Here is a 20074-nt window from a genome sequence, read left to right as displayed (position 1 = left end):
AAGGCCGTTCGAATCAGATGCATATCGCTGTCATCGCCCACAATCGCCACGCGGTGGCAGAGCCATTCATGGGCGGGATGGAAGCACACACCCACCTGCTGTGTCGTGCGCTGCGCGCGGCGGGGCACGCGGCCACGCTGCTGGCGGCACGGGGAAGCGACGACGCCTGCCTCACGCCGATCTGCCCCGCCCCCTACGAAGCGGAGCTGCCGTGGGACATATATCGAGGGACCCCGGAGCTCGAAGCTTTCCAGACGCGGGCCTATGCCGCCGCCTTCGAGATCGTGCGGGCGGGCCAGTTCGACGTGGTCCACAACAACTCGCTGTTCCCGGCGCTGATCGACTGGGCGCGGAAAGACGGCATTCCCATGGTGACGACTCAGCACGTCCCTCCTTTCGCGAAAATGGCCGAGGCGGTGCGGCGGGCCGAAAACGACGATCTGGCGCAGATCACTCTCGTTTCCGAAAGCCAGCTGCCCTTATGGTTTGCGCAAAGGCCATCGAACGCCAGCGTCGTCTACAACGGGATCGATTGCCGCATCTGGCACCCCGGAGAGAAACGCTCGAACCGCCTCGTCTGGACCGGGCGGATCACGCCGAACAAGGGATTGCTGGAAGCGGTCGAGGCGGTGCGTCGGGCGGGCGCCGCACTGGATATCGCGGGACAGGTCGAGGATCGTGAATATCTCGCTGCCTGCAAGGCTGCTGCCGGGAATGCCGACATCCGTTTTCTCGGACAACTGCACGGCGAGGAACTGCGCGCGCTCGTCCGCAGCGCGAAGGCGGCGCTGGTTACACCCATGTGGGACGAACCATTCGGTCTCGTCGCGGCGGAGGCACTGGCCAGCGGCGTTCCCGTCATCGCCTTCGACCGCGGCGCGATGCGCGAGGTCGTGGGGACATGCGGCGCCGTGGTGAACGCGGGTTCGGTCGTTGCCTTGGCCGAGGCCGTCTCCCATGCGGACACGTTCGACCGCGCCGCCTGCCGCCAGCGCGCCGTCAGCCACTTCTCCGCCGAAGCGATGGTGGCTGGATATGAGCAGGTCTATTGCGCGGCGATCGCGGCGGCGAGAGCAGGTTCGGCAACCTCCGCCTCCAGCCGTTCCAGCACGGCAGCGCTGCTGGCATAGGGCTGCATTTCCTGCTGCCGCGTCAGGGCGAAATCGGCCTCGTCCGGCTGGCGCAGCACACGCCAGCCATCGCCGGATCGCTCTATCAGGCCCATCAGCGTGAAGGCGCGCAGCCAGTGCTGCATGGTCGGCTGACCCCATTTTTCCTGAAAACGCTGCGCGTTCGCGAGGACGCTTTCCAGATGATGGACGGGCGGCATGTGATGCGGGTGATACTGGTGATAGGCCTTGGCGCCCCTCACCCACCAGATCGGCAGGCCCGCCGTCTGCACTGCACGGCCAAAGTCGGTGTCCTCCCCGCCGTAGCCGTCATAGCACTCGTCAAACCCGCCGGAGCGTTCGAAATCCGCCGCGCCGATCGCGAAGTTGAGCGACCAGAAGCAGCGATAATCGCGGCAGGGGGCGGAACGGGATTCGGGCGGTCCGGCGCGTTCGGAATGCTTTTCGGCCAGTCGTTCGAACCGGGCGTAGTCGATCCCGCCCTCGGTTGCGCCTGCGGGAAGGTAGCCGACTTCCCCCATCAGGACCCCGGTGTGATCCTGCGCCACTGCGGCGTAGTCCTCGATCAGCGTGGGGTGAGGGATGCAATCGACATCGAGGAACACCAGCACGTCGCCGCGCGCCTCGCGCGCCGCACGGTTGCGCCCGGCGGCAAGCGGAATGCCATCGCTGCCGAGCACGATCTGCCGGATCGGGAAGCTGGCATCGGGCAGGCGATACTTGTCCTGCTGCATCACCGCGATCACCAGTTCGCAGGGTGGCCTGCGCGAATGGGATAGCCCGGTCACCAGATTGCGGAGGTGTTCGTCACGGCCATGGGCCAGCGTGCAGACGGACACTTTCATGCCAGCACCTCCTGCTTCTCGCCTTGCACCCCCGTGCCAGCCCAGATCTGTGTCGCGAGATCGTCCAGCCAGGTGGCGGCGCCCTTTGCAGCGTGTTCGTCGATCAGGGCCTGCTGCGCCTCGGTATCGAGGCGGGACGCGGCATCCCAGAGCTTGCGCCATGATCCTGTGTGGGAAGGCCAGGTCTTTGTTACGGCAGCGAGTCCGGCATCGGTGAGCGCCTCCGCCTTGCACATCTGTTCGTCGAAATAACGCCACTCCGGAACCACGATCCACGGCTTTCCGGCCGCGCAGACCATGTGGACCGTAGTGTTCCCGCAACTTGAGACGACCCCATCGGCCGCCGCGATCCAGTCCGCCGGGTTATCGACCCAACCCTTGTGAGAAAGGTTGCCGGGCGGCGTTTCGTGCCACTCGCTGCTGATCTCGCCGATGGTGATCCACAAGGCGTCGCAATCGTCGCGCGCGCCCAGCGTCAGCGGCGCAGTGGGCGTGCCGCCCCCTCCGCTTCCGGCCACCACCAGCACGATGCGCTTGTCCTGCGGCAGGTCGAGCCGGCGGCGTGCCTCTTCGCGCGAGGGCATCCGTCCGGAACTGATGCCGAGGCCGGGCGCGTAATGCGTCTTGCCCACCATCCATGCCGGTCTTCCCGGCTGTTCCAGCTTTGCGGCATAGGGCGCGAGGATGCCCACGGCGCTCTCGTAGGACGCCATGTGCCCTGCATCGTCCCGCTCGCCGTGCTGCAACACCGCGACGTGAGGCACGGAAGCTATACGCGCGAGTTGGCCGAGTTCGGCGGAAACATCGGTGACGAACAGCGCCGCATCGTTCTCGTCGAACCATTGCAGCAAGGTGGCCGTCGCGCGCCTGACGGAACGCCATCCCAGCGGAGCGCAATGGAGCGTCTCCGGGGTCCGATGATCGGACAGCGCCGCCGGTTCGTCACCCGTGGGTTCGAACAGGGAGGGGATGGTCGCAATTTCCACCCGCTCGTCCATTGCCGGGAAGATATCGTCCCGCGTGCAGAACAGCGTGATCGGCCGCTCTGTTGCCAGTTCGTTCGCCAAAGCGGCGGCACGTTCGGCATGGCCGCGCCCCTGGTGGTGGACGAAATAGCCTATGGGTCGCTTGCTCATGCTGCTTTCTCCGCCTGCATGGAAATGTATCGCCGCCGCCGCGAGTGAATCAGGTGCCCTTCCAGCACACCGCCCGCGTGCGACCGGCGGGCGACGTAGACGTTCGGGGCCGACACCAGCCGGTCGAGATCGCTGTCATGGTTGCCCACCAGCACCGCGTTCGAGCATTCCTGCAGCATGTCGAAATCGTTGCCGCTGTCACCGACCGCCACGATGCGGTGCGGGGCGATTTCGGCCTGGCGGGCGACGTGCAGCATTGCGGCGCCCTTCCCCGCACGCGCGGGCAGGACATCGAGCAGGCGCCCATGGCTGTAGACCACTTTCGCCTCGATGCCCGACGCGGCCAGCAATCGACGGACACGGGCAGAAACCGCCGGATCGTCCGCGAAATAGGATCGCTTCCATCGGCGCTGCTCCACAGCGGATTGCGGCGTCAGCCCGCTTACCGTGGCTAGCAGCGCGTCGATTTCGTGGGGATGCCAGTTCGCGCCGATTGCGCGGGCAAAGTCCTGATCAAGTTCAAGGCCGCTATCGCCCTGCCGGTAGATCTCGCTGCCGACGCTGGTGATGAAGATGGACGGCTGCGGCAATTGCCATTCGCGCAAGATTCGCCGCGCCTCGACGAGGCTGCGCCCGGTCGCAACGCAGAAGGACAGGTCGCGGCGCCGCTCGATATACCGGCGAAAACGCCTCGCACTGGCAACGCAGCCGGTCAGCGTGTTGTCTATGTCGCAGACGAGGAGTTCCCCAGCCGGGCTCCGCACAGCGGGAGCGACGCGCCGTTGCAGCACGTCTGTCGCAAGCTGCACGAAGCCATCGGCATAGACGTCCCAGCTCATGTCGCGGCAATTCTTGCGCCCGTTGCGGGCGGCCCTCAGCCAGGCCTCGCGATCGGTGAGCAGGTTCAGGGTCGCAGAGCCGATCGCGTCGATATCAGTCGGGTCGACCAGCGTTCCGTGCTCGAGCTCGTCGATGATGTCGCTCGGCCCGCCGTTGCGGGTGGCGACGACCGGCAGGCCGTGGGCCGCCGCCTCGACCAGGGTCAGGCCATAAGGCTCGGTAAGCGCGGGATTGACGAACACGCCGCCCGAGGCGCTGGCGAACGCATAGAGCGAGCGCACGTCTTCCTGTGTATGGCGCGGGGGATAGGCGACCTTTCCATAAAGGTTATGCCGGTCGATCAGGTCGACAAGACCTGCGATCACGCCGCGCTGCTCCTTCTCCCCGCCGGAGAGACCGAACCGAAGCCCGGCGAGGATGACGAGGTTGGCCGCGCGTTGCAGCGCCTCGTTCCTGCCGTAGGCCTCCACCAGCGCGTGCAGGTTCTTCTTCTCTACCGGACGAGCAATCGCCAGGATCACCGGCTTGTCCGGGTGACGCAGGAACGGCGCGACAAGGCGCTGCGCGGGACCGAGGTCCGGCTCGGCCGAGGCCGCGAGCGTTCCCGGCCGCAGGCGATGGACGCGCGTCGGCTCGCAACCGTCGTATTGCAGCAACTGCCGCTCGCACTCATCGCGCGACGATGCGACGATAACATCGGCATAGCAGATTGCGCGTCTCTCCTCGGCAATGCGTTCTTGCAGGTCGGCTGCAGCGCCGGGCTGCATCGAGCGCAGCTTGTCGATGCCAAGCGAGTGCGCGGTGTACATGTAGGGAATGCCCAGCCGCCGACGAACCTCGCAGGCCACGTCCGCCGCATCGGCGAAATGGGCGTGGATCAGGTCCGGCAACCGGTCACGCGATTGCAGTTCGGTGATGAAGGCCTCGGTAAAGGCGGCGCGATCCGCTGCCAGCGCTTCCTTGGCCAGATAACGGCGATCGCCGCTGTCGATGCGGGTGATCACGGTTCCGCAGGGCAGGAGTTCGCGCGCCCTAGCGTATTCCGCGCCGAGATCGTCGTCGTCGAACAGGCGCGTGACGATTTCGGCCTTTTCCACCTTCGGATGAGCCGCGAGGGCCGCCATCTCGCCAAGGATATAGGCGATATGGCCGCCAGTATCCTCGGTGAGTCCGTAGCGGACGGGAGGCGCCTTGATACACCCTCCCAGTGCGAGAGAAATAATGTGCAAACTGAGTGCTTTCGATGATGCGAATACCATCGAGAAGCCGCTTCGTAGCGTCCCCGTTCCAAGTTTAGGATTTCCTATCGCGGGAACGTATCGGCGCGCGGCAATGCGCTACGTCCGATCAGCGACGGGGACCGGGCCGTTCCTGCCGCGATTGGGTTCTTCGCTGATCTGTGGACTGTTTGGTGCGGTCGAGAAGACTCGAACTTCCACGGCCTTTCGGCCACAACGACCTCAACGTTGCGCGTCTACCAGTTCCGCCACGACCGCACACCGATACAGACAGGCGGGCCGCAGCCCGCCGTGGTAGGAGCGCGCCACTAGCAAGAAGGCATCCCCGCTGCAAGCAGACTCTTGCAGCGAATTTTCAGCTCTTGCCGACGCCTGGGGTTACTCGGGTTTCCAGCCGAATTCGGCGAAGGCCGCGCGGCGCGGAATATCGGTGACGGCCTCGTTGATCGTCACCGTCTCGCCGGGTGCCAGCTCACGCTGCGGCGGCGGAATCTCGTAACTGAAGACGATGGTGTCGCGGGCATCGCGCAGCACGATCAGGATGGTGGGCAGCGTGCGCGTCTCGGTCCCGATGTTGGTCACGCGCCCGCTTGCGCCGAAGAACTCGGTGCCGTTGGGCAGCGTCCGGCGCTCCTGCTCTTCCGGCGGGAAGTCCAGTTGCAGGTCCGGCTGGTCGGCAGCGAACGTGGGCCGCTCCACCGGCACCCAGTCCGGCAGGCCCCAGTAACTGACTGCAAAGATCGTGCCCGCGACGACGGTCGCGAAGATCGCCGCCGCCCATGTCCACATCTTCAGGGGATTGCGGCGCGGGCGGAACGGCGGCTCTGCATCGAAGGGCGATTGTCCATCGTCCTCTGCCAGAGCGCCGTAACCCTGTGGCTCCACCACGGGTGGCGGAGCAACGGGCTCGTCTGCCTCGGGCTCGGGCTCGGGCTCGGGCTCGGGCTCGGGCGGGGCGACGACCGGCTGTTCGGGTTCGGCGTTCTCGTCCGGCTCCGGCGGAGGTGGTGGCGCCTGTTCGGGCTGAGGAGTTGGCTCCTGTGGCGCTGCTTCGGTAGCAGGCTTCGCCAGGTCATGCCCTTCCTGAAACCAGCTGTGACGGCACTTCGCGCAGCGCACGGTGCGTCCCTCCACGCCGACGGCGGTATCGGGCACGACGTAACGCGTCGAGCAGGCGGGGCACTGAATTATCATTGCACTGCATAACCCCTAGGCCCAGCAATTGCCTGCGGGCAAGCGTGCACGGTCGCAACAGTGGCCCGGTTGCGGCTTTTTTCCACAAGCACCGGCGCCTATATCCGCCGCCGATGGCCGCATCCCCCTTTCCCGCGCCCCGAGAAGGCACTAGCAACCGGCCATGAGCGCGGCAGGGGATTCAATAGTGCAGTTCGACAACGTCGGGCTGCGATACGGCACCGATCGCGAGGTGCTGAGCGACATCTCCTTCACGCTCTACCCCGGCAGCTTCTATTTCCTCACCGGCGCGAGTGGTGCCGGCAAGACCTCGATGCTGAAACTGCTTTACCTTGCCCAGCGGCCGACGCGCGGGGCAATCCGCATGTTCGGGCACGACCTGATCACCCAGCCGCGCAAGGCACTGCCCGCTTTCAGGCGGCGCATCGGCACCGTGTTCCAGGATTTCCGGCTGATCCCGCACCTGACCGCGTTCGACAACGTGGCTCTTCCCCTGCGCATCTCGGGCATGGGCGAAGGCGAAATCCAGAAGCCCGTGGCCGACATGCTGGAATGGGTGGGCCTGTCCCACCGCAGCGACGCGCGACCGGCGACGCTGTCGGGTGGGGAACAGCAGCGCGTCGCCATCGCCCGCGCGGTAATCTCCCGGCCCGAGATACTGGTGGCGGACGAGCCGACGGGCAACGTGGACCCGGAAATGGCGGTGAAGCTGTTGCGCCTGTTCGAGGCGCTGAACCGGCTTGGCACCACCGTGGTGGTGGCCACCCACGACGTGCACCTTCTGCGCAAGGTGCCGGATTCGCTGATCATGCGGCTCGACAAGGGCAAGCTGTCCGATCCCACCGGGGCCTTGCGCTATCCGCCAAGGCGGGAAGTCAGGGCCTGATGGCGCTCGGCGCAGTCATACGTCGCGGGGCGCCGCGGTTCGGTGGGTCCACTGCCCGGATGATGCCGCAGGCGCGCATCGCCGGGCCGATGCCGTGGGTGATCGCCATCATGATCGCGCTCACCGTGATGGCGACCGGCGCGGGGCTGGCCTTGAACAATGTTGCGTCCAATGCGCGCATGGAGATCGCCGGCGGCGTGACCGTGCAGGTGGTCGAAGGCGCGCCAGCCGCAAGGGAGCGACAGGCTCGGCGCGCCGTGACTTTCCTTACCGGCCGCGAGGATGTCGCCTCCGTCCGCCGCGTGCCGGACGAGGAACTCGCCGCCCTGCTGGAGCCGTGGCTGGGTTCCGCAGCGAGCAATAGCGAGGCCGTTCCGACGCCCGCGCTGATCGACGTGCGCCTCTCCGGCCCGGTGACGGCCAGGCGGTTGCAGGACCTGCGTGCGGAACTGATCCGCGAAGTGCCCGCCGCACGGCTGGACGCGCAGGCGGGTTGGCTTGCTCCCGTGTTCGATGCCATCCGTTCGCTGCAATACCTGGCCATTGGCCTCATCGTGCTGCTGGCTTTTACCAGCATTGCTGCCGTATGGCTGGCGGCGCGCAGCGCGCTTGGCTCCAACCGCGAGACGATCGACGTGATTCACCATCTTGGCGGGACCGACGGACAGATCGCCCGCATCTTCCAGCGCTCCATCGGCATGGACGCAGCCCTTGGCGGCGCGGCGGGGCTGGCGCTGGGCACCGCGGCGATCTTCGTTCTGGGGCAGCAATTCACCGGGCTTGGCTCCGGCCTTGTCGCAGGCGGGGCACTGCTCTGGCAGGACTGGCTCGCCATCGCTGCCGTACCGGTGATCGGCGTGGCCCTGGCCGTGCTGACCGCGCGCATTACCGTCACCGGCGCGCTAAGGAGGATGCTATGACCATTCGCCGCATCCTCGCCATACCGCTGATCGCGTGGGCGCTGGGCTTCATCTGGTTCACCGTCGCCCTGCCGCAGCCCGCGCCGCAATCGCGCACCGATGCGATCGTCGTGCCCACCGGCAGCGGCGGGCGCATCCAGCGCGGGCTGGAGATGTTGCAGGCAGGCGCGGCGGAGCAGATGCTGGTGACGGGCGTCGATGCCAGCGTGCAACCGGACGAATTCGTGGATCAGTTCGCCGTGCCGCAGCGGGTGATGGACTGCTGCGTCACGCTGGGCTTTTCCGCTCTCGATACCCGCGGCAACGCGAGGGAAACGGCACAATGGCTGGCGGAGCGCAATTACAGTTCCCTGCGTCTCGTCACGGCGGACTGGCACATGCGGCGCGCCGCTGCCGAATTGCAGGACCAGTTGCCCGATAATATCACGGTGCTGCGCGACGCGGTGCGATCCGAACCCAGCCTTGCCACGCTCTTTCTGGAATACCACAAGCTGATCGCGGTAAGGACGCTGCAAATCCTGGCATGATCTACCTGCGCAACATAGCCTTCTATCTCGTCTTCTACGGCGGCTCCATTTTCATGGTGCTGGCAGCCGTGATCGCTGCGCGCATTGCGCCGGGCAAGGTGCGCGGGGTGTGCGACAACTGGTCCGCATTGCATCGCTGGGCCTGCGAGAAGCTGCTGGGCATCCGCGTCGTAGAAACCGGCAAGCGGCCCGATTACCGCGCCTTCTACGCCATCAAGCACGAAAGTTTCTTCGAGGCGATCGACCTGCCCCATGGCTTCGACCACCCCGCCCTGTTTGCCAAGCAGGAGCTGTTCGATATTCCCGGATGGGGCACGGCGGCGCGCGAATACGGCGTCATCCCCGTGGCGCGGGAAGAAGGCGCGAAGGCACTGCGCGCCATGATCCGGGAGGCGAACGGCTTCATCGACCAGGGCCGCCCCATCGTGATCTTCCCCGAAGGCACCCGTGTGCGCCACGGCACGCAGCCCAAGCTGGGTGCGGGCTTCGCTGCGCTCTACAAGCTGCTGGGCCTGCCGGTGGTGCCCGTGGCGGTAGACAGCGGGCCGAACTACCACCGCAAGTGGAAGCGCCCCGGCACCATCACCTATCACTTCGGCGAACCCATAGAGCCGGGCCTGCCGCGCGCGGAAATCGAGGCGCGCACCCATGCCGCGATGAACGCGCTCAATCCGCCCGAGATCGCGGAGCAGCTCTAGCTTTCGATCTCCGCGATAATCGCTTTCAGCCACGCGCGGGCATCCTCGCGCGCGCTTATATCGGCCACGAACTCCTGCCCCCGCGCCACGCTTTGCAATCGGCCTCCTTCCCGCCAGCGATCTGCCCGGTCGTGATACGATAGTCCTGTCTCGCGTAGCCAGTCCGGCACTTGCCACAGGCTCGGCGGACCCTCCGGCACCGTCAGCCGCAAGGCATCGCTGGCGCGTGCGGCGGTGCGGCCCTTGCCGATGTAGACCGTGTCGTTCGCGGCGTGCAGGCCAATGGCGTGGGGAACGCCCAGTTGCTCCAGTTCGGCCACCCTCTCGGGTGGCGCACCGGTCAGCGGCAGTACCTCCTCCACCTGCAGGTAGGCGAAGATGCGGTGGTGCGGCGTGCCGTTCTCCTCCCGGAACAGGCCGAAGAAGACGAACACATCGCCTGCGCCGACTCCCTGCCGCTCCAGGTGAGTCTGCGCCGCGCCGCACTGGCCGAGCAATGCGCGGCCATCGTGCAGGAACATCGGATCGTGGTGGCAAAGGTCTGCCGCGCCCAGCTTGCCGCGACTTGCGGCACGGGCCAGATCGCCCAGGCCCAGGTCGCCGTAAGACGTGCGCGAAAGCCCTCCGCTCGCCGGAATTGGCAGACTTTTCGGGCGCTTATCCACCACCGGGGAGGGACCCCCTCCGGCAGAAGAGTCGAAACCTTTGCGGCTCAGGACCATTCTCATCAGTCACGCCCTAGCGAATTGCACGGCGTCGCTACACCCTCGACTTTGCTTGATAACTTTGGAAACCATGTCCATGTCCCACCCGATGGCCCTAGATAGAACCGCACTTCGCAATGCCTACCGCCAGGACGAGGACACCTGCCTGGCCGAACGGATGGAACAGGCTTCCATCGTCAACCAGCTGCACGAGAAATCCGCCAGTCTCGCCAGCAAGCTGATTCTCGACGCGCGAAAACGTGAAAGCAGCGGGCTGGACGCCTTCCTGCACAGCTACGGCCTCAACACGGACGAGGGCATTGCCCTCATGTGCCTTGCCGAGGCGCTGCTGCGCGTGCCGGACGAGGAGACCGCCGACGCGCTGATTCGCGACAAGGTGGCGACGCAGGACTGGGCCGAGCACATCGGCGAGAGCGGCAGCGTGTTCGTGAACGCCGCCACCTTCTCCCTGATGCTGACAGGCGAAGTGATCCGCGGCGGCAAGAGCCAGGAAAAGGGCCTCGCCAACGCGCTGCGCCGGGCGACAGGCCGCATGGGCGAGCCGGTTATCCGCAACGCCACCTGGCAGGCCATGCGCATCATCGGCGGCCAGTTCGTCTACGCCCGCACCATCGAGGAAGCGATGGGCCGGGCAAAGCCGGAAAAGAAGCGCGGGCTGACCCACAGCTTCGACATGCTCGGCGAAGCGGCGATGACCTACGACGATGCCGAGAAGTACGCCAATGCCTACTGGGACGCGATCGAGCGGCTGGCGAAGGAGCCGGGCGACGTGCACACCGGCCCCGGCATCTCGGTGAAGCTGTCGGCGCTCTATCCCAAGTACGATTTCTATCATGCCGAAGCGGCGCGCAAGGCCATCGTGCCCATCGTCAAGGAACTGGCGATCAAGGCGCGCGAGGCGAATATCCACTTCACCATCGACGCCGAAGAGGCGGAGCGGCTGGAGCTGAGCCTCGACATCTTCGAAGACCTGATGAAGGACGACGAGCTGTTCGACGACGGCACCGAGGAAGGCTGGACCGGGTTCGGCCTTGCCATCCAGGCTTACCAGAAGCGCGGCGTGCCGCTGTGCAAATGGGTGGCAAAGCTTGCCCGCAGGAACGAGCGCAAGCTGTTCGTGCGGCTGGTGAAAGGCGCCTACTGGGATGCCGAGATCAAGCTTTCGCAGGTTGGCGGGCACACCGATTTCCCCGTGTTCACCCGCAAGGTTGGCACCGACGTGTCCTTCCTCGCCTGCGCCAACGAATTGCTGAAGGCGGAAGACTCGATCTATCCCGCTTTCGCCACGCACAATGCTTACACTATCGGCGCGATCCTCGCGATGGCAGGCGATACCCCGTTCGAATTCCAGCGCCTGCACGGCATGGGCGAGGAGATCTACGGCGCGCTCGCCAAGATGCAGGGCGACAAGAAAACGCCAGTGCGTATTTACGCACCCGTCGGCGGGCACAAGGAGCTGCTGGCCTATCTGGTGCGCCGCCTGCTGGAAAACGGTGCGAACTCCAGCTTCGTCAACCGCATGGCGGATGCCGACGTGCCGGTGGAGGAACTGGTGACGAACCCGATCAGCGACCTTGCCGCGATGCGCCCCTATCGCAACCCGGCGATTCCGCTGCCGATCGATATTTATCCCAACCGCCGCAATTCGATGGGCGTAGACCTCGCCCACCCGCCCGAGTTTGAGGAATTGCAGGAAAAGCTCGCCTACTGGCGGCAGGATCATCCGGTTGCCCGCCCCACCCTGATGGCAGACGTGGAGCACGAGAAGCACGAAGTACGCGCCCCGCAATCGGGCAAGGTCGTGGGCCACCAGGTCATGGCCAGCGAGCGCGACGTGGACCTCGCTCTCGCCCGCGCCGTGGCGGCGCAGCCGATGTGGGATGCGATGGGCGGTCAGGCCCGCGCGGACCTGCTGATCAAGGCATCGGACCTTCTGGAAGAAAACATGGCCCGCTTCATGGACCTGTGCCGCCGCGAGGCAGGCAAGACCATGATGGACGGCGTGCTGGAAGTGCGCGAGGCCGTGGATTTCCTGCGCTACTACGCCTGCGAGGCGCGGATGCTGTTCGGTGCCCCGCAGCCGCTGCCCGGCCCGACGGGGGAGCAGAACCTGCTGCGCCTGCACGGCCGCGGCGTCTTCGCCACGATCAGCCCGTGGAACTTCCCGCTGGCGATCTTCATGGGCCCTGCCGCCGCGGCGCTCGCCGCGGGCAACACCGTGGTGGCCAAGCCGGCCGAACAGACCCCGCTGATCGCCGCGCTCGCCATCGACCTGTGCCACGAGGCAGGCATTCCCAAGGATGTGCTGCAACTCCTGCCGGGCGACGGCAAGGTCGGCGCGGCGCTCACCTCCGATCCGCGCGTGACGGGCGTGGCCTTCACCGGCTCCACCGGCACGGCCCATGCCATCAACCGCTCGCTGGCCGCGCGTGAAGGTGCCATCGGCACGCTGATCGCCGAGACCGGCGGGATGAACGCCATGGTGGTCGATTCCAGCGCCCTGCCCGAACAGGTGACGCGCGACGTGATCGCATCCGCTTTCCAGAGCGCGGGCCAGCGCTGCTCGGCGCTGCGCGTCCTGTACCTGCAGGAAGACGTGGCCGACGAGATGCTGGAAATGATCAAGGGCGCGTTCAAGGCGCAGGTGATTGGCGACCCGGCCAATCTCAGCACCGATATCGGCCCGGTGATCGACGCCGAGGCGCGCGAGAAGCTGCAGAATCACGTGCAGGAAATGATCGACGCGGGCTTCCCCGTGTGGCGCCGCTCGATGCCGACCGATTGCGAGCAGGGCAACTTCTTCTCGCCCACCATCGTCGAGATCGGCTCCATCCTCGACCTCGACGAAGAGCAATTCGGCCCCATCCTGCACGTCTGCCGCTACCCGGCAGGCGGCCTCGGCAAGGTGCTGGATGACATCAACTCTACAGGTTACGGCCTGACGCTGGGGCTGCACAGCCGCATCGACGAGACCCGGCGTTTCGTGGAAGCGCGGGCAAAGGTCGGCAACTTCTACGTCAACCGCAACCAGATCGGTGCGGTGGTCGGCAGCCAGCCGTTTGGCGGCGAAGGCCTGTCCGGCACCGGTCCCAAGGCTGGCGGTCCGCACTACGTCACGCGCTTCGCCACGGAACGGGTGACGACGATCGACACCACGGCAGCAGGCGGCAACGCGAGCCTGCTGGCAGGGGGTTGACCGTAAAGGTCAGCCTGTCGCTGGCGAGAGGAAACCCAGTGCGTAGACGAAGCTGCCTGCGATAAGCAGGGCAAGGATTGCGAACACCGCCAGGACCAGGTCGGATACCGGGCTGGGTTCGGGATACCTTGCCCGGGCTTCGCGCACCCATTGCTTTGCGTCCTCATCCGGTATGGGTGGCGCGAAGGCGGGCGCTGCCAGCAACACGGCACTGACCGCAGCCGACGTAATCGGCTCGTCGAACGCCGCGCCGAATTCCCAGCCGATTTCAGAATATGCCTCGCGAACGATGGTGGCGGTGACCGGCCCGGCTTCGGGCACGATCAGCTGTATCTGCTCGCCAATCTCGAAGCTGGCGGATGTCTGCAGCTTCATGCCGGTCGTGGAAATGTCCATGATGAGAACGCGGGTCCTCCCGCGACGCTCCGCGGTATCGAAACCCAGCTTGAGCGTGCGACGCTTCGCACTCCGCCGATCGAGCGAGAAAGCAGACTGGTCGAGACTGGCGATTCGGGGCAGCACGGAAAACCTCCGCCACCAGAATCGCCGCGCAGGATTGAAATCCGGTAAAGACCGTGCACGACAAGTCCCTGTCCGATCTGCCCTTTCCCGCCGGATCGAACGTCGCGAAGGGGGGATAACATCGCGCCGCACTTGCCCCGCCCCGCCTCTTCGGGAATCCCTCGTCCTATGGCGATTCTTTCAGACAAGTGGATTCGGGAACAAGCGACTTCGAACGGCATGATCGAGCCGTTCGTCGAAGCTCAGCGGCGCGACGGGTGCATTTCCTACGGCCTCTCCAGCTTCGGCTACGACGCGCGGGTTGCGCCCGAGTTCAAGATTTTCACCAATGTGAATTCCGCGGTGGTGGACCCCAAGAACTTCGACGGCGACAGCCTGGTGGACCGGGAGACCGAGGTCTGCATCATCCCGCCAAACTCCTTCGCCCTTGCGCGCACGGTCGAATATTTCCGCATCCCGGAAGACGTGCTGGTGATCTGCCTCGGCAAGAGCACCTATGCCCGCTGCGGCATCATCGTGAACGTCACCCCGCTGGAGCCGGGCTGGGAAGGCCACGTCACGCTGGAGTTTTCCAACACCACGCCGCTTCCGGCGAAGATCTACGCCAACGAGGGCGCGTGCCAGTTCCTGTTCCTGCAGGGCAACGAACGGCCTGAAGTCACTTATGCCGACCGGGCGGGCAAATACATGGGCCAGCGCGGAGTGACTTTGCCCAGGCTTTAATCGCCCTGCCGCCGCCACGACTTTGGAGAGGGGATTTCCATGCCATCGACCGAAGACCTTCTCGCCCGGATCGAGGCGCTTGAAGCGCGCGCCATTGCGGCCGAGGATTATCGCGAGCTGATGAACCTGCAGGCGGCCTACGGCTACTATGTCGACAAGGGCCTGTGGGACAAGGCGGCGGACCTCTTCTCTGACGAAGGCACGCTGGAGATCGCCGGGCGCGGGGTCTACGTGGGACGAGAGCGGGTTCGCGAATACCTCAAGTGTCTGCCCGAATACCGCGACGGCGTGATCTTCAACCACATGCAATTGCAGCCCGTGCTGCATGTCGACAGCGCGGCGGGCACCGCGAAGGGCCGCTGGCGCACGCTGATGATGGTGGGCATCATGGATGCGAGCGTAGGGCGCTGGGGCGAGGCGACTTACGAGAACACCTACGTGCGCGAAGGTGGCAAGTGGCGCATCGCATCCTTGCACGGCATCATCAATTTCTACTGCGAATACGACGAGGGCTGGCACAAGGGCGGCGTCCCCCTGCTCCGCTCGACCGAGGGCATTACCCCGGACCGACCGCAGACCTTTGAATACGAAGCGCACCCCAAGGCGGTGATCGCGCCGTTCCACTACGACGAAGTGTGAGAGAAGGGCCGCCGCGAATGCACGATTGCGCGCTCGCGGCGACAGGTTCCGACTAGAAGCTGGCCCGTGCGGTCAGCTTGAAGTTACGTCCCGTCATCGGCACGAACTCCTTGGTGAAGCTGGTGTGCCGGCGACCTTCGACATCGAAGATGTTGTCCACCTGGGCGATGATCGTCAGGTTCTCGCGCCCTTCGAACGGGTGCCAGCCCAGCGATGCGTTGACCATGGTGAAGCCGTCGGTGGCGGTCTCGAACGGGGCGATATCGGTCTGGCTGTCGTACCATTCCACCTCGCCGCGCAGGTCGAAGTGGTCCCACCGGCCTTCCAGGGCGCCGTACAGGCTCAGCGGCGGGATGCGCGGGGCATTGGTGCCATCGTCGAACTCGACGCTGGTGTAGGCACCGCGCACATCGCCCAGCAGCGAGAAGTCTCGCCCCTCGATGACCGGGAAAGTGATCTGCGCTTCGGCGCCCCACTGGTCGGCATCCTGCTGCAGGAATGCGAAGACCGGTAGATCGTCCTCTTCCTCACCGGTGCCGACGAGGTAGATGAAATCGTCGAACCAGTTGCGATAGACGCTGGCGTTGATCTTCACTTCGCCGATCTCGCCGCGAACGTAGCCTTCCGCGCCCCAGCTGCGCTCGACGCTCAGATCGGGATTGCCGATTTCGAACTGCTGCGTGGCGATGTGCGGACCTTCGGCATAGAGTTCTGCCGCCGTGGGCGCGCGTTCCGTGTGTGAGACGTTAAGCCCAGCGCGGAAATCATCGAAGAGCATGTAGCTGCCGCCGACCGAGGCGGAAACGGTGTCGAAATCCCGTTCCAGACCGAGCGTGGTAGCTTCGATCTCGGTGTTTTCGTAACGCGCACCCGCTTCCAGTTCGAAGGGGCCGAAGTAGAACTCCTGCAGGGTGAACAGCGCCAACGTCTCCACGTTGTTGGGCGGAATATAGGCCTCAGCACCCGTCGCAACGAAGTCTTGCGCAGAGAACTGGAAGCCGCTGGCGCCGCTCCAGTTGCCGCGGCGTGACTGCACGAGTTCAACGCGGCCTTCCACGCCTTTCACTTCGAATACGGTGCCGACTTCGTCACCCTCGAACTCGGTGTGGGTGTAGTCGGAATAACCGATGCGCGACTGGACGGAATCGAAGAACCCCTCGCCAAGGTCGATGTTGGCGCGGAAATCGGCGCGGTAGCGGCGCAGGCCGATGGAGACGGCTTCCTCGCCTTCCTCTTCGCCTTCGTGGTCGTGATCTTCCTCGCCCTCGTGATCCCCGTCACCATGCTCTTCCTCGCCGTGGTGATGGTGGCCCACGCCCGGAGCACCGGGGACGCCGTATTCGGTGTCGTAATAGTCGAACGAGACGCCGAAATTGCTCTCGCCCGAGAAGAAGGCGATGCCCGTCCCGGCGGACCATGTCTCGCTATAGGTGTTGGGCACGGTGCCGGAGATATTGGCGGCGTCGCGCAATTCCTCGGCTTCCTCGAACTCGCCTTCTTCCTCTTCCTCGGCAGCGTCGGCCAGCAGGTCTGCGCGCAGGGTTTCGGACGCGGCGAAACCGGGAATCTCGATGTCGTCGGTGTTGCGATAGGAGCCGTCGACGTGGAACACGATGTTGTCGGTCACCATGGTATCGAGCGACACCCCGCCTTCCCACAGGCCGGTGGCACTATCGACGCCGCCCAGCATGTCCAGGTGGAAGGGTTCGTCGGGAACGCCGGGCGGGATGCGCTTGGTGATCACGTTCACCGCGCCGCCGATGGCCTGGCTGCCGTAAAGCAGCACGGCGGGCCCGCGCAGGACCTCGATGCTCTCGGCGATCAGCGGATCGGCTGCCACGGCGTGGTCGTCCGACGCGCCGGAGGCGTCGATCGTCCCGATGCCATTGAGCAGCACGCGAACGCGGTCGCCGCCGAAGCCGCGCAGAATCGGGCGAGAGGCGCCCGGCGCGAAGCCGCTGGCTTCCACACCCGGCAGGCTGGCGACGATATCGCCTACCTGGCCTGCGCTTTCGCGCTGCAACTGCATGCCGGAAAGGACGGAGGTGCCGGCAATCACGTCCAGCCGGTCGACGCCGCTGGCGGTGACATAGATGGCGCCGTGAAAGTCATCGTTTGCCGGTTCGCCGCGCTCGTCCAAGACGTCGACCTCGCTGGAGGCAGGCTGCTGCGGAGCTTCCTGCGCCAGCGCGTGTGATGGAATAACAACACTTGCCAATAGCAGGGCGGTTTTGCGGATCATTGGGCAGGTCTCTCAAGTTAGGTAACGATGTATCATCGCGCATCTAGAGAAAGCGCGCTGAACGTCAAGTGAGCAAGTGCAAAAAAAGGCCGGGAGTCAGCCGTACGCGGCGGATTGCAGGCGATTGCGGGCCTCTGCCTCACCAATCAAGGGAAGCAGTTCGCCCATGTCGGGGCCATGGTTCATGCCGGTCAGCGCCTGTCGCAGCGGCAGGAACAGCGACTTCCCCTTGCGCCCTGTCGACTCTTTCAGGCGGGCGGTAAGGTCGCCCCACGGGTTCGCGGACCATTCGAGCGCTTCGGAGGCCTGCTGCAGATAGGCCCGCGTCTCATCGTCGAATGTGGGCTGCTCGACCGGCCCGGTGACGATCGACCACCACTCGCCTGCATCGCCCACCCGCTCCAGGTTCGGGCGGATGGCGTGCCACGCGGCCTCGTCCATGCCTTCTGGCAGGCGGTCTGCCACCCGCGCGTAGTCGAACTGGTGGACGATGGCGGTGTTGATCCGATCCAGCTCGACATCGTCGAACTTCGCCGGGGCGCGCCCGAAGGTGGACAGATCGAACGTGTTTACAAGGGTTTCCCGCGCAGCAATCGGCTCTACCGGCTGGCTGGTGCCAAGCCGTGCGAGCAACGCCACCAGCGCCTCCGGCTCGATGCTGCGCTCGCGGAACGCGTCACATCCCAGCGAGCCGAGGCGTTTCGAGAGCTTTCCTTCCTTGCCCACCAGCAGCGCCTCGTGCGCGAAGCGCGGAGGCGCGGCGCCGAGTGCGGTAAACATCTGAATCTGCACGGCCGTGTTGGAAACGTGGTCTTCTCCGCGCAGAACGTCGGTGATGCCCATGTCGATATCGTCCACCGCGCTCGGCAGCATGTAGAGCCACGAACCGTCGGCACGGCGGATCACCGGGTCCGAAAGCTGGCTCGCGTCGAACTTCTGCGGGCCGCGCACGCCATCTTCCCAGGCGATGGCCTCGTCATGGTCGAGGATGAACCGCCAGTGTGGTGCAACGCCTTCAGCTTCCTTGATGGCGCGTTCCTCGTCCGTCAGTTTCAGCGCCGCGCGATCGTATATCGGCGGAAGGCCGCGCCCCAACTGGATCTTGCGCTTGAGCTCAAGCTCCTGCTGGGTTTCGTATGCCGGGTAGATCCGGCCCGCCGCTCGCAACCGCTCGAATGTGTTTTGGTAAAGGTCGAGCCGCGCCGACTGGCGCTCCTCGCCATCGGGTGTGAGGCCAAGCCATTCGAGGTCTTCGCGAATAGCCTCGACGTATTCTTCCTTCGACCTTTCGGCATCGGTATCGTCGATCCGCAGCACGAAGCGTCCACCTGCCTTGCGCGCAAGCATCCAGTTGTGCAGCGCCGTGCGGATGTTGCCGACGTGCAGGCGGCCCGTGGGCGAAGGAGCGAAGCGGGTGATCGTGGTCATGGCCAAGGCGGTTAGCCCGCTTGGCGATTGCTCACAAGCGATACGCGGCTCGCGGCAGAGAAGCGCGGTTCAGATGGTGGGGTCGGCGGCGGAGAGTTCCGCCACGGCGTGGCTGGTGATCGCGTAGAGCCGTTCGTGGCGTTCGCGGCGGACCAGCCCGTCCAGCACCGCCGTGAAGCCCTGCCGATCGCCGCCGCGCGCTGCTTCAGCCATCTGGGCGAATACCGTCTCGTCCGGCGTCAGCGCATGGCAGCAGGGGCGGCTGACCATCGCGTTTTCCGGCCAGGCGCGGGAACAGGCCTGCGAGAAATCGAGCACCGCGCGCGCTGCGGTGAAGGAGTTCAGCCGCTGAGTCAGGTCCACCAGCGGATCGCGCCTTGCGGCAATGCTGCCGGCCAGCAGGCGCACGGTCAGCACAAGAGTGACGGCGTGGGCCGGAAACTGGCTGGCGACGACGGGACGCAGCAAGGCATCCGCCAGCATTGCGCGGGAGGTTTTCGGGAGCAGAGCGGCGGCGACGGGAGCGGTGGAGCGAGACATGGGAAGACCTTTCGTGGCGGCGATTCGAGGTCAGCCTAGTGTCTCGCAATCTATTTGCAACTCATTCGCATTAGCGTTTTCGCGATCCTACTGCGAGAAGAGGGTGATGCTATGCCCGCCACCTTCGATCAGTACGCCGTTGGACGGCAGGCGACCAACTGTATCGGCGACGTCCAGCGCGCGGGCCACTTCGTTCAGTCGGGGCGGGATGCCCACCGTGCAGACAGGCGGCGGTGGTGCGCCCGGTTCGACCGGATTGCTCGGCCTGCCCTCGCCCGTCGTGATGCGAAGCCCCTCTATCCGGTAGCTGAAAGCGAAGTTCGCGCAGCGCGGCTCCCACCAGATTTCCTCGCCGTCGGCGCTCAACGCCAGGCCATAAGGCTCGTCGAAGGGTTCGCCGTCGATCCCGGCAACGCGCCATTCCCCCGCGAGTGTCTCGATAGCCGAAATGGCGGTGGAGGGCGGCGGCGGTGCTGGATTCTCCTCCCCGTCGTTCGCGGGCAGGGTCGTGAGTTGTTCGTCCTCCGGTTCCGGAGCGCAGGCAGCCAACGCCAGAATGATCGCAAGAGCGGCAGGTCTCATGCCGCCACAACGCACAAGACACGAAAAAGCCCCGGCGGATCGCTCCGCCGGGGCCTCTTCAAA

Annotated in this window: 18 protein-coding genes and 1 tRNA gene; 8 read left to right on the top strand and 11 right to left on the bottom strand. The window is 65.5% G+C overall.

Annotation, left to right across the window (positions count from 1 at the left end; genetic code table 11):
- Positions 1 to 17 precede the first annotated feature (17 nt).
- Positions 18 to 1130, top strand: a complete 1113-nt coding sequence (locus tag D4Q51_RS04215) for a glycosyltransferase (RefSeq protein ID WP_162925132.1) — start codon at positions 18 to 20, stop codon at positions 1128 to 1130.
- Here the strand turns inward: D4Q51_RS04215 and D4Q51_RS04210 are convergent.
- From D4Q51_RS04210 to D4Q51_RS04190, 5 genes are all read right to left on the bottom strand, one after another.
- Positions 1046 to 1975: a glycosyltransferase family 2 protein gene (locus D4Q51_RS04210; protein WP_120076493.1), complete on the bottom strand. Its 930-nt coding sequence runs from the start codon at positions 1973 to 1975 to the stop codon at positions 1046 to 1048. The genes D4Q51_RS04215 and D4Q51_RS04210 overlap by 85 nt on opposite strands.
- Positions 1972 to 3111: a glycosyltransferase gene (locus D4Q51_RS04205; RefSeq protein ID WP_120076492.1), complete on the bottom strand. Its 1140-nt coding sequence runs from the start codon at positions 3109 to 3111 to the stop codon at positions 1972 to 1974. The genes D4Q51_RS04210 and D4Q51_RS04205 overlap by 4 nt, the downstream gene beginning before the upstream one ends.
- The gene (locus D4Q51_RS04200; RefSeq protein ID WP_162925131.1) at positions 3108 to 5180 is read right to left on the bottom strand and encodes an HAD-IIB family hydrolase; all 2073 of its coding nucleotides are present in this window, start codon (positions 5178 to 5180) and stop codon (positions 3108 to 3110) included. Before D4Q51_RS04200 ends, D4Q51_RS04205 begins: the two co-directional genes overlap by 4 nt.
- 180 nt (positions 5181 to 5360) lie before the next feature.
- Positions 5361 to 5447: transfer RNA gene (locus D4Q51_RS04195), tRNA-Leu, on the bottom strand.
- A gap of 120 nt (positions 5448 to 5567) precedes the next feature.
- Positions 5568 to 6383 carry a zinc-ribbon domain-containing protein gene (locus tag D4Q51_RS04190; protein ID WP_120076490.1) on the bottom strand — a complete coding sequence of 272 codons (816 nt, stop codon included), beginning with the start codon at positions 6381 to 6383 and terminating at the stop codon, positions 5568 to 5570.
- 163 nt (positions 6384 to 6546) lie between these two features.
- Between D4Q51_RS04190 and ftsE the strand changes: the two genes are divergently transcribed.
- From ftsE to D4Q51_RS04170, 4 genes are read left to right on the top strand one after another with little or no spacing between them, the layout of a single operon-like run.
- Positions 6547 to 7269, top strand: a complete 723-nt coding sequence (gene ftsE / locus D4Q51_RS04185) for a cell division ATP-binding protein FtsE (RefSeq protein ID WP_120076489.1) — start codon at positions 6547 to 6549, stop codon at positions 7267 to 7269.
- Positions 7269 to 8189 carry a cell division protein FtsX gene (locus D4Q51_RS04180; RefSeq protein ID WP_120076488.1) on the top strand — a complete coding sequence of 307 codons (921 nt, stop codon included), beginning with the start codon at positions 7269 to 7271 and terminating at the stop codon, positions 8187 to 8189. The genes ftsE and D4Q51_RS04180 overlap by 1 nt, the downstream gene beginning before the upstream one ends.
- Entirely contained in the window at positions 8186 to 8716 is a 531-nt protein-coding gene (locus D4Q51_RS04175) for a YdcF family protein (RefSeq protein WP_120076487.1), read from the top strand. The genes D4Q51_RS04180 and D4Q51_RS04175 overlap by 4 nt, the downstream gene beginning before the upstream one ends.
- Entirely contained in the window at positions 8713 to 9414 is a 702-nt protein-coding gene (locus D4Q51_RS04170; protein ID WP_120076486.1) for a lysophospholipid acyltransferase family protein, read from the top strand. Before D4Q51_RS04175 ends, D4Q51_RS04170 begins: the two co-directional genes overlap by 4 nt.
- On the opposite strand, the gene D4Q51_RS04165 is transcribed toward D4Q51_RS04170, so the two are convergent.
- Positions 9411 to 10136, bottom strand: coding sequence for an Nmad3 family putative nucleotide modification protein (locus D4Q51_RS04165; protein ID WP_276309485.1), 726 nt, complete (start codon positions 10134 to 10136; stop codon positions 9411 to 9413). The genes D4Q51_RS04170 and D4Q51_RS04165 overlap by 4 nt on opposite strands.
- Before the next feature lie 91 nt (positions 10137 to 10227).
- On the opposite strand from D4Q51_RS04165, the gene putA reads away from it, so the two are divergent.
- Positions 10228 to 13335, top strand: a complete 3108-nt coding sequence (putA, locus tag D4Q51_RS04160; protein ID WP_240624557.1) for a bifunctional proline dehydrogenase/L-glutamate gamma-semialdehyde dehydrogenase PutA — start codon at positions 10228 to 10230, stop codon at positions 13333 to 13335.
- Between the two features lie 9 nt (positions 13336 to 13344).
- Here putA and D4Q51_RS04155 read toward each other — a convergent pair whose 3' ends face one another.
- On the bottom strand, positions 13345 to 13857 hold the full coding sequence (locus D4Q51_RS04155) for a PilZ domain-containing protein (protein WP_162925130.1): 513 nt from the start codon (positions 13855 to 13857) through the stop codon (positions 13345 to 13347).
- Positions 13858 to 14025: 168 nt separating this feature from the next.
- On the opposite strand from D4Q51_RS04155, the gene dcd reads away from it, so the two are divergent.
- Entirely contained in the window at positions 14026 to 14580 is a 555-nt protein-coding gene (dcd, locus tag D4Q51_RS04150; RefSeq protein WP_120076482.1) for a dCTP deaminase, read from the top strand.
- A 39-nt stretch (positions 14581 to 14619) separates the two neighbouring features.
- Positions 14620 to 15219, top strand: coding sequence for a nuclear transport factor 2 family protein (locus D4Q51_RS04145; RefSeq protein WP_120076481.1), 600 nt, complete (start codon positions 14620 to 14622; stop codon positions 15217 to 15219).
- Between the two features lie 52 nt (positions 15220 to 15271).
- Here the strand turns inward: D4Q51_RS04145 and D4Q51_RS04140 are convergent, their stop codons facing one another.
- The 4 genes from D4Q51_RS04140 to D4Q51_RS04125 all read right to left on the bottom strand — a co-directional run bounded on the left by D4Q51_RS04140 (position 15272) and on the right by D4Q51_RS04125 (position 20011).
- Positions 15272 to 17461 (bottom strand): TonB-dependent receptor, encoded by a 2190-nt coding sequence (locus tag D4Q51_RS04140; RefSeq protein ID WP_120076480.1) that lies wholly within the window; start codon positions 17459 to 17461, stop codon positions 15272 to 15274.
- A gap of 96 nt (positions 17462 to 17557) precedes the next feature.
- The gene (gene gltX / locus D4Q51_RS04135; RefSeq protein ID WP_120076479.1) at positions 17558 to 18889 is read right to left on the bottom strand and encodes a glutamate--tRNA ligase; all 1332 of its coding nucleotides are present in this window, start codon (positions 18887 to 18889) and stop codon (positions 17558 to 17560) included.
- Positions 18890 to 18958: 69 nt separating this feature from the next.
- Positions 18959 to 19429 carry a hypothetical protein gene (locus D4Q51_RS04130; RefSeq protein WP_162925129.1) on the bottom strand — a complete coding sequence of 157 codons (471 nt, stop codon included), beginning with the start codon at positions 19427 to 19429 and terminating at the stop codon, positions 18959 to 18961.
- Between the two features lie 87 nt (positions 19430 to 19516).
- Positions 19517 to 20011 (bottom strand): hypothetical protein, encoded by a 495-nt coding sequence (locus D4Q51_RS04125; protein WP_162925128.1) that lies wholly within the window; start codon positions 20009 to 20011, stop codon positions 19517 to 19519.
- Positions 20012 to 20074: the final 63 nt, after the last annotated feature.

Source organism: Aurantiacibacter odishensis, from assembly GCF_003605195.1.
Lineage (GTDB): Bacteria > Pseudomonadota > Alphaproteobacteria > Sphingomonadales > Sphingomonadaceae > Alteraurantiacibacter > Alteraurantiacibacter odishensis.
The sequence above is the reverse complement of the archived record's forward strand: the minus strand, read 5'-3'. Positions and strand labels throughout refer to the sequence as shown.

Bases quoted from the DNA above. Each gene is read 5' to 3' on its own strand.
- D4Q51_RS04175 (WP_120076487.1), top strand. From the start codon at position 8,186: ATGACCATTCGCCGCATCCTCGCCATACCGCTGATCGCGTGGGCGCTG.
- D4Q51_RS04190 (WP_120076490.1), bottom strand. From the start codon at position 6,383: ATGATAATTCAGTGCCCCGCCTGCTCGACGCGTTACGTCGTGCCCGAT.
- D4Q51_RS04140 (WP_120076480.1), bottom strand. From the start codon at position 17,461: ATGATCCGCAAAACCGCCCTGCTATTGGCAAGTGTTGTTATTCCATCA.
- D4Q51_RS04210 (WP_120076493.1), bottom strand. From the start codon at position 1,975: ATGAAAGTGTCCGTCTGCACGCTGGCCCATGGCCGTGACGAACACCTC.
- D4Q51_RS04170 (WP_120076486.1), top strand. From the start codon at position 8,713: ATGATCTACCTGCGCAACATAGCCTTCTATCTCGTCTTCTACGGCGGC.
- putA (WP_240624557.1), top strand. From the start codon at position 10,228: ATGGCCCTAGATAGAACCGCACTTCGCAATGCCTACCGCCAGGACGAG.
- D4Q51_RS04125 (WP_162925128.1), bottom strand. From the start codon at position 20,011: ATGAGACCTGCCGCTCTTGCGATCATTCTGGCGTTGGCTGCCTGCGCT.
- ftsE (WP_120076489.1), top strand. From the start codon at position 6,547: ATGAGCGCGGCAGGGGATTCAATAGTGCAGTTCGACAACGTCGGGCTG.
- D4Q51_RS04165 (WP_276309485.1), bottom strand. From the start codon at position 10,136: ATGGTCCTGAGCCGCAAAGGTTTCGACTCTTCTGCCGGAGGGGGTCCC.
- dcd (WP_120076482.1), top strand. From the start codon at position 14,026: ATGGCGATTCTTTCAGACAAGTGGATTCGGGAACAAGCGACTTCGAAC.
- D4Q51_RS04215 (WP_162925132.1), top strand. From the start codon at position 18: ATGCATATCGCTGTCATCGCCCACAATCGCCACGCGGTGGCAGAGCCA.
- gltX (WP_120076479.1), bottom strand. From the start codon at position 18,889: ATGACCACGATCACCCGCTTCGCTCCTTCGCCCACGGGCCGCCTGCAC.
- D4Q51_RS04130 (WP_162925129.1), bottom strand. From the start codon at position 19,429: ATGTCTCGCTCCACCGCTCCCGTCGCCGCCGCTCTGCTCCCGAAAACC.
- D4Q51_RS04205 (WP_120076492.1), bottom strand. From the start codon at position 3,111: ATGAGCAAGCGACCCATAGGCTATTTCGTCCACCACCAGGGGCGCGGC.
- D4Q51_RS04180 (WP_120076488.1), top strand. From the start codon at position 7,269: ATGGCGCTCGGCGCAGTCATACGTCGCGGGGCGCCGCGGTTCGGTGGG.
- D4Q51_RS04145 (WP_120076481.1), top strand. From the start codon at position 14,620: ATGCCATCGACCGAAGACCTTCTCGCCCGGATCGAGGCGCTTGAAGCG.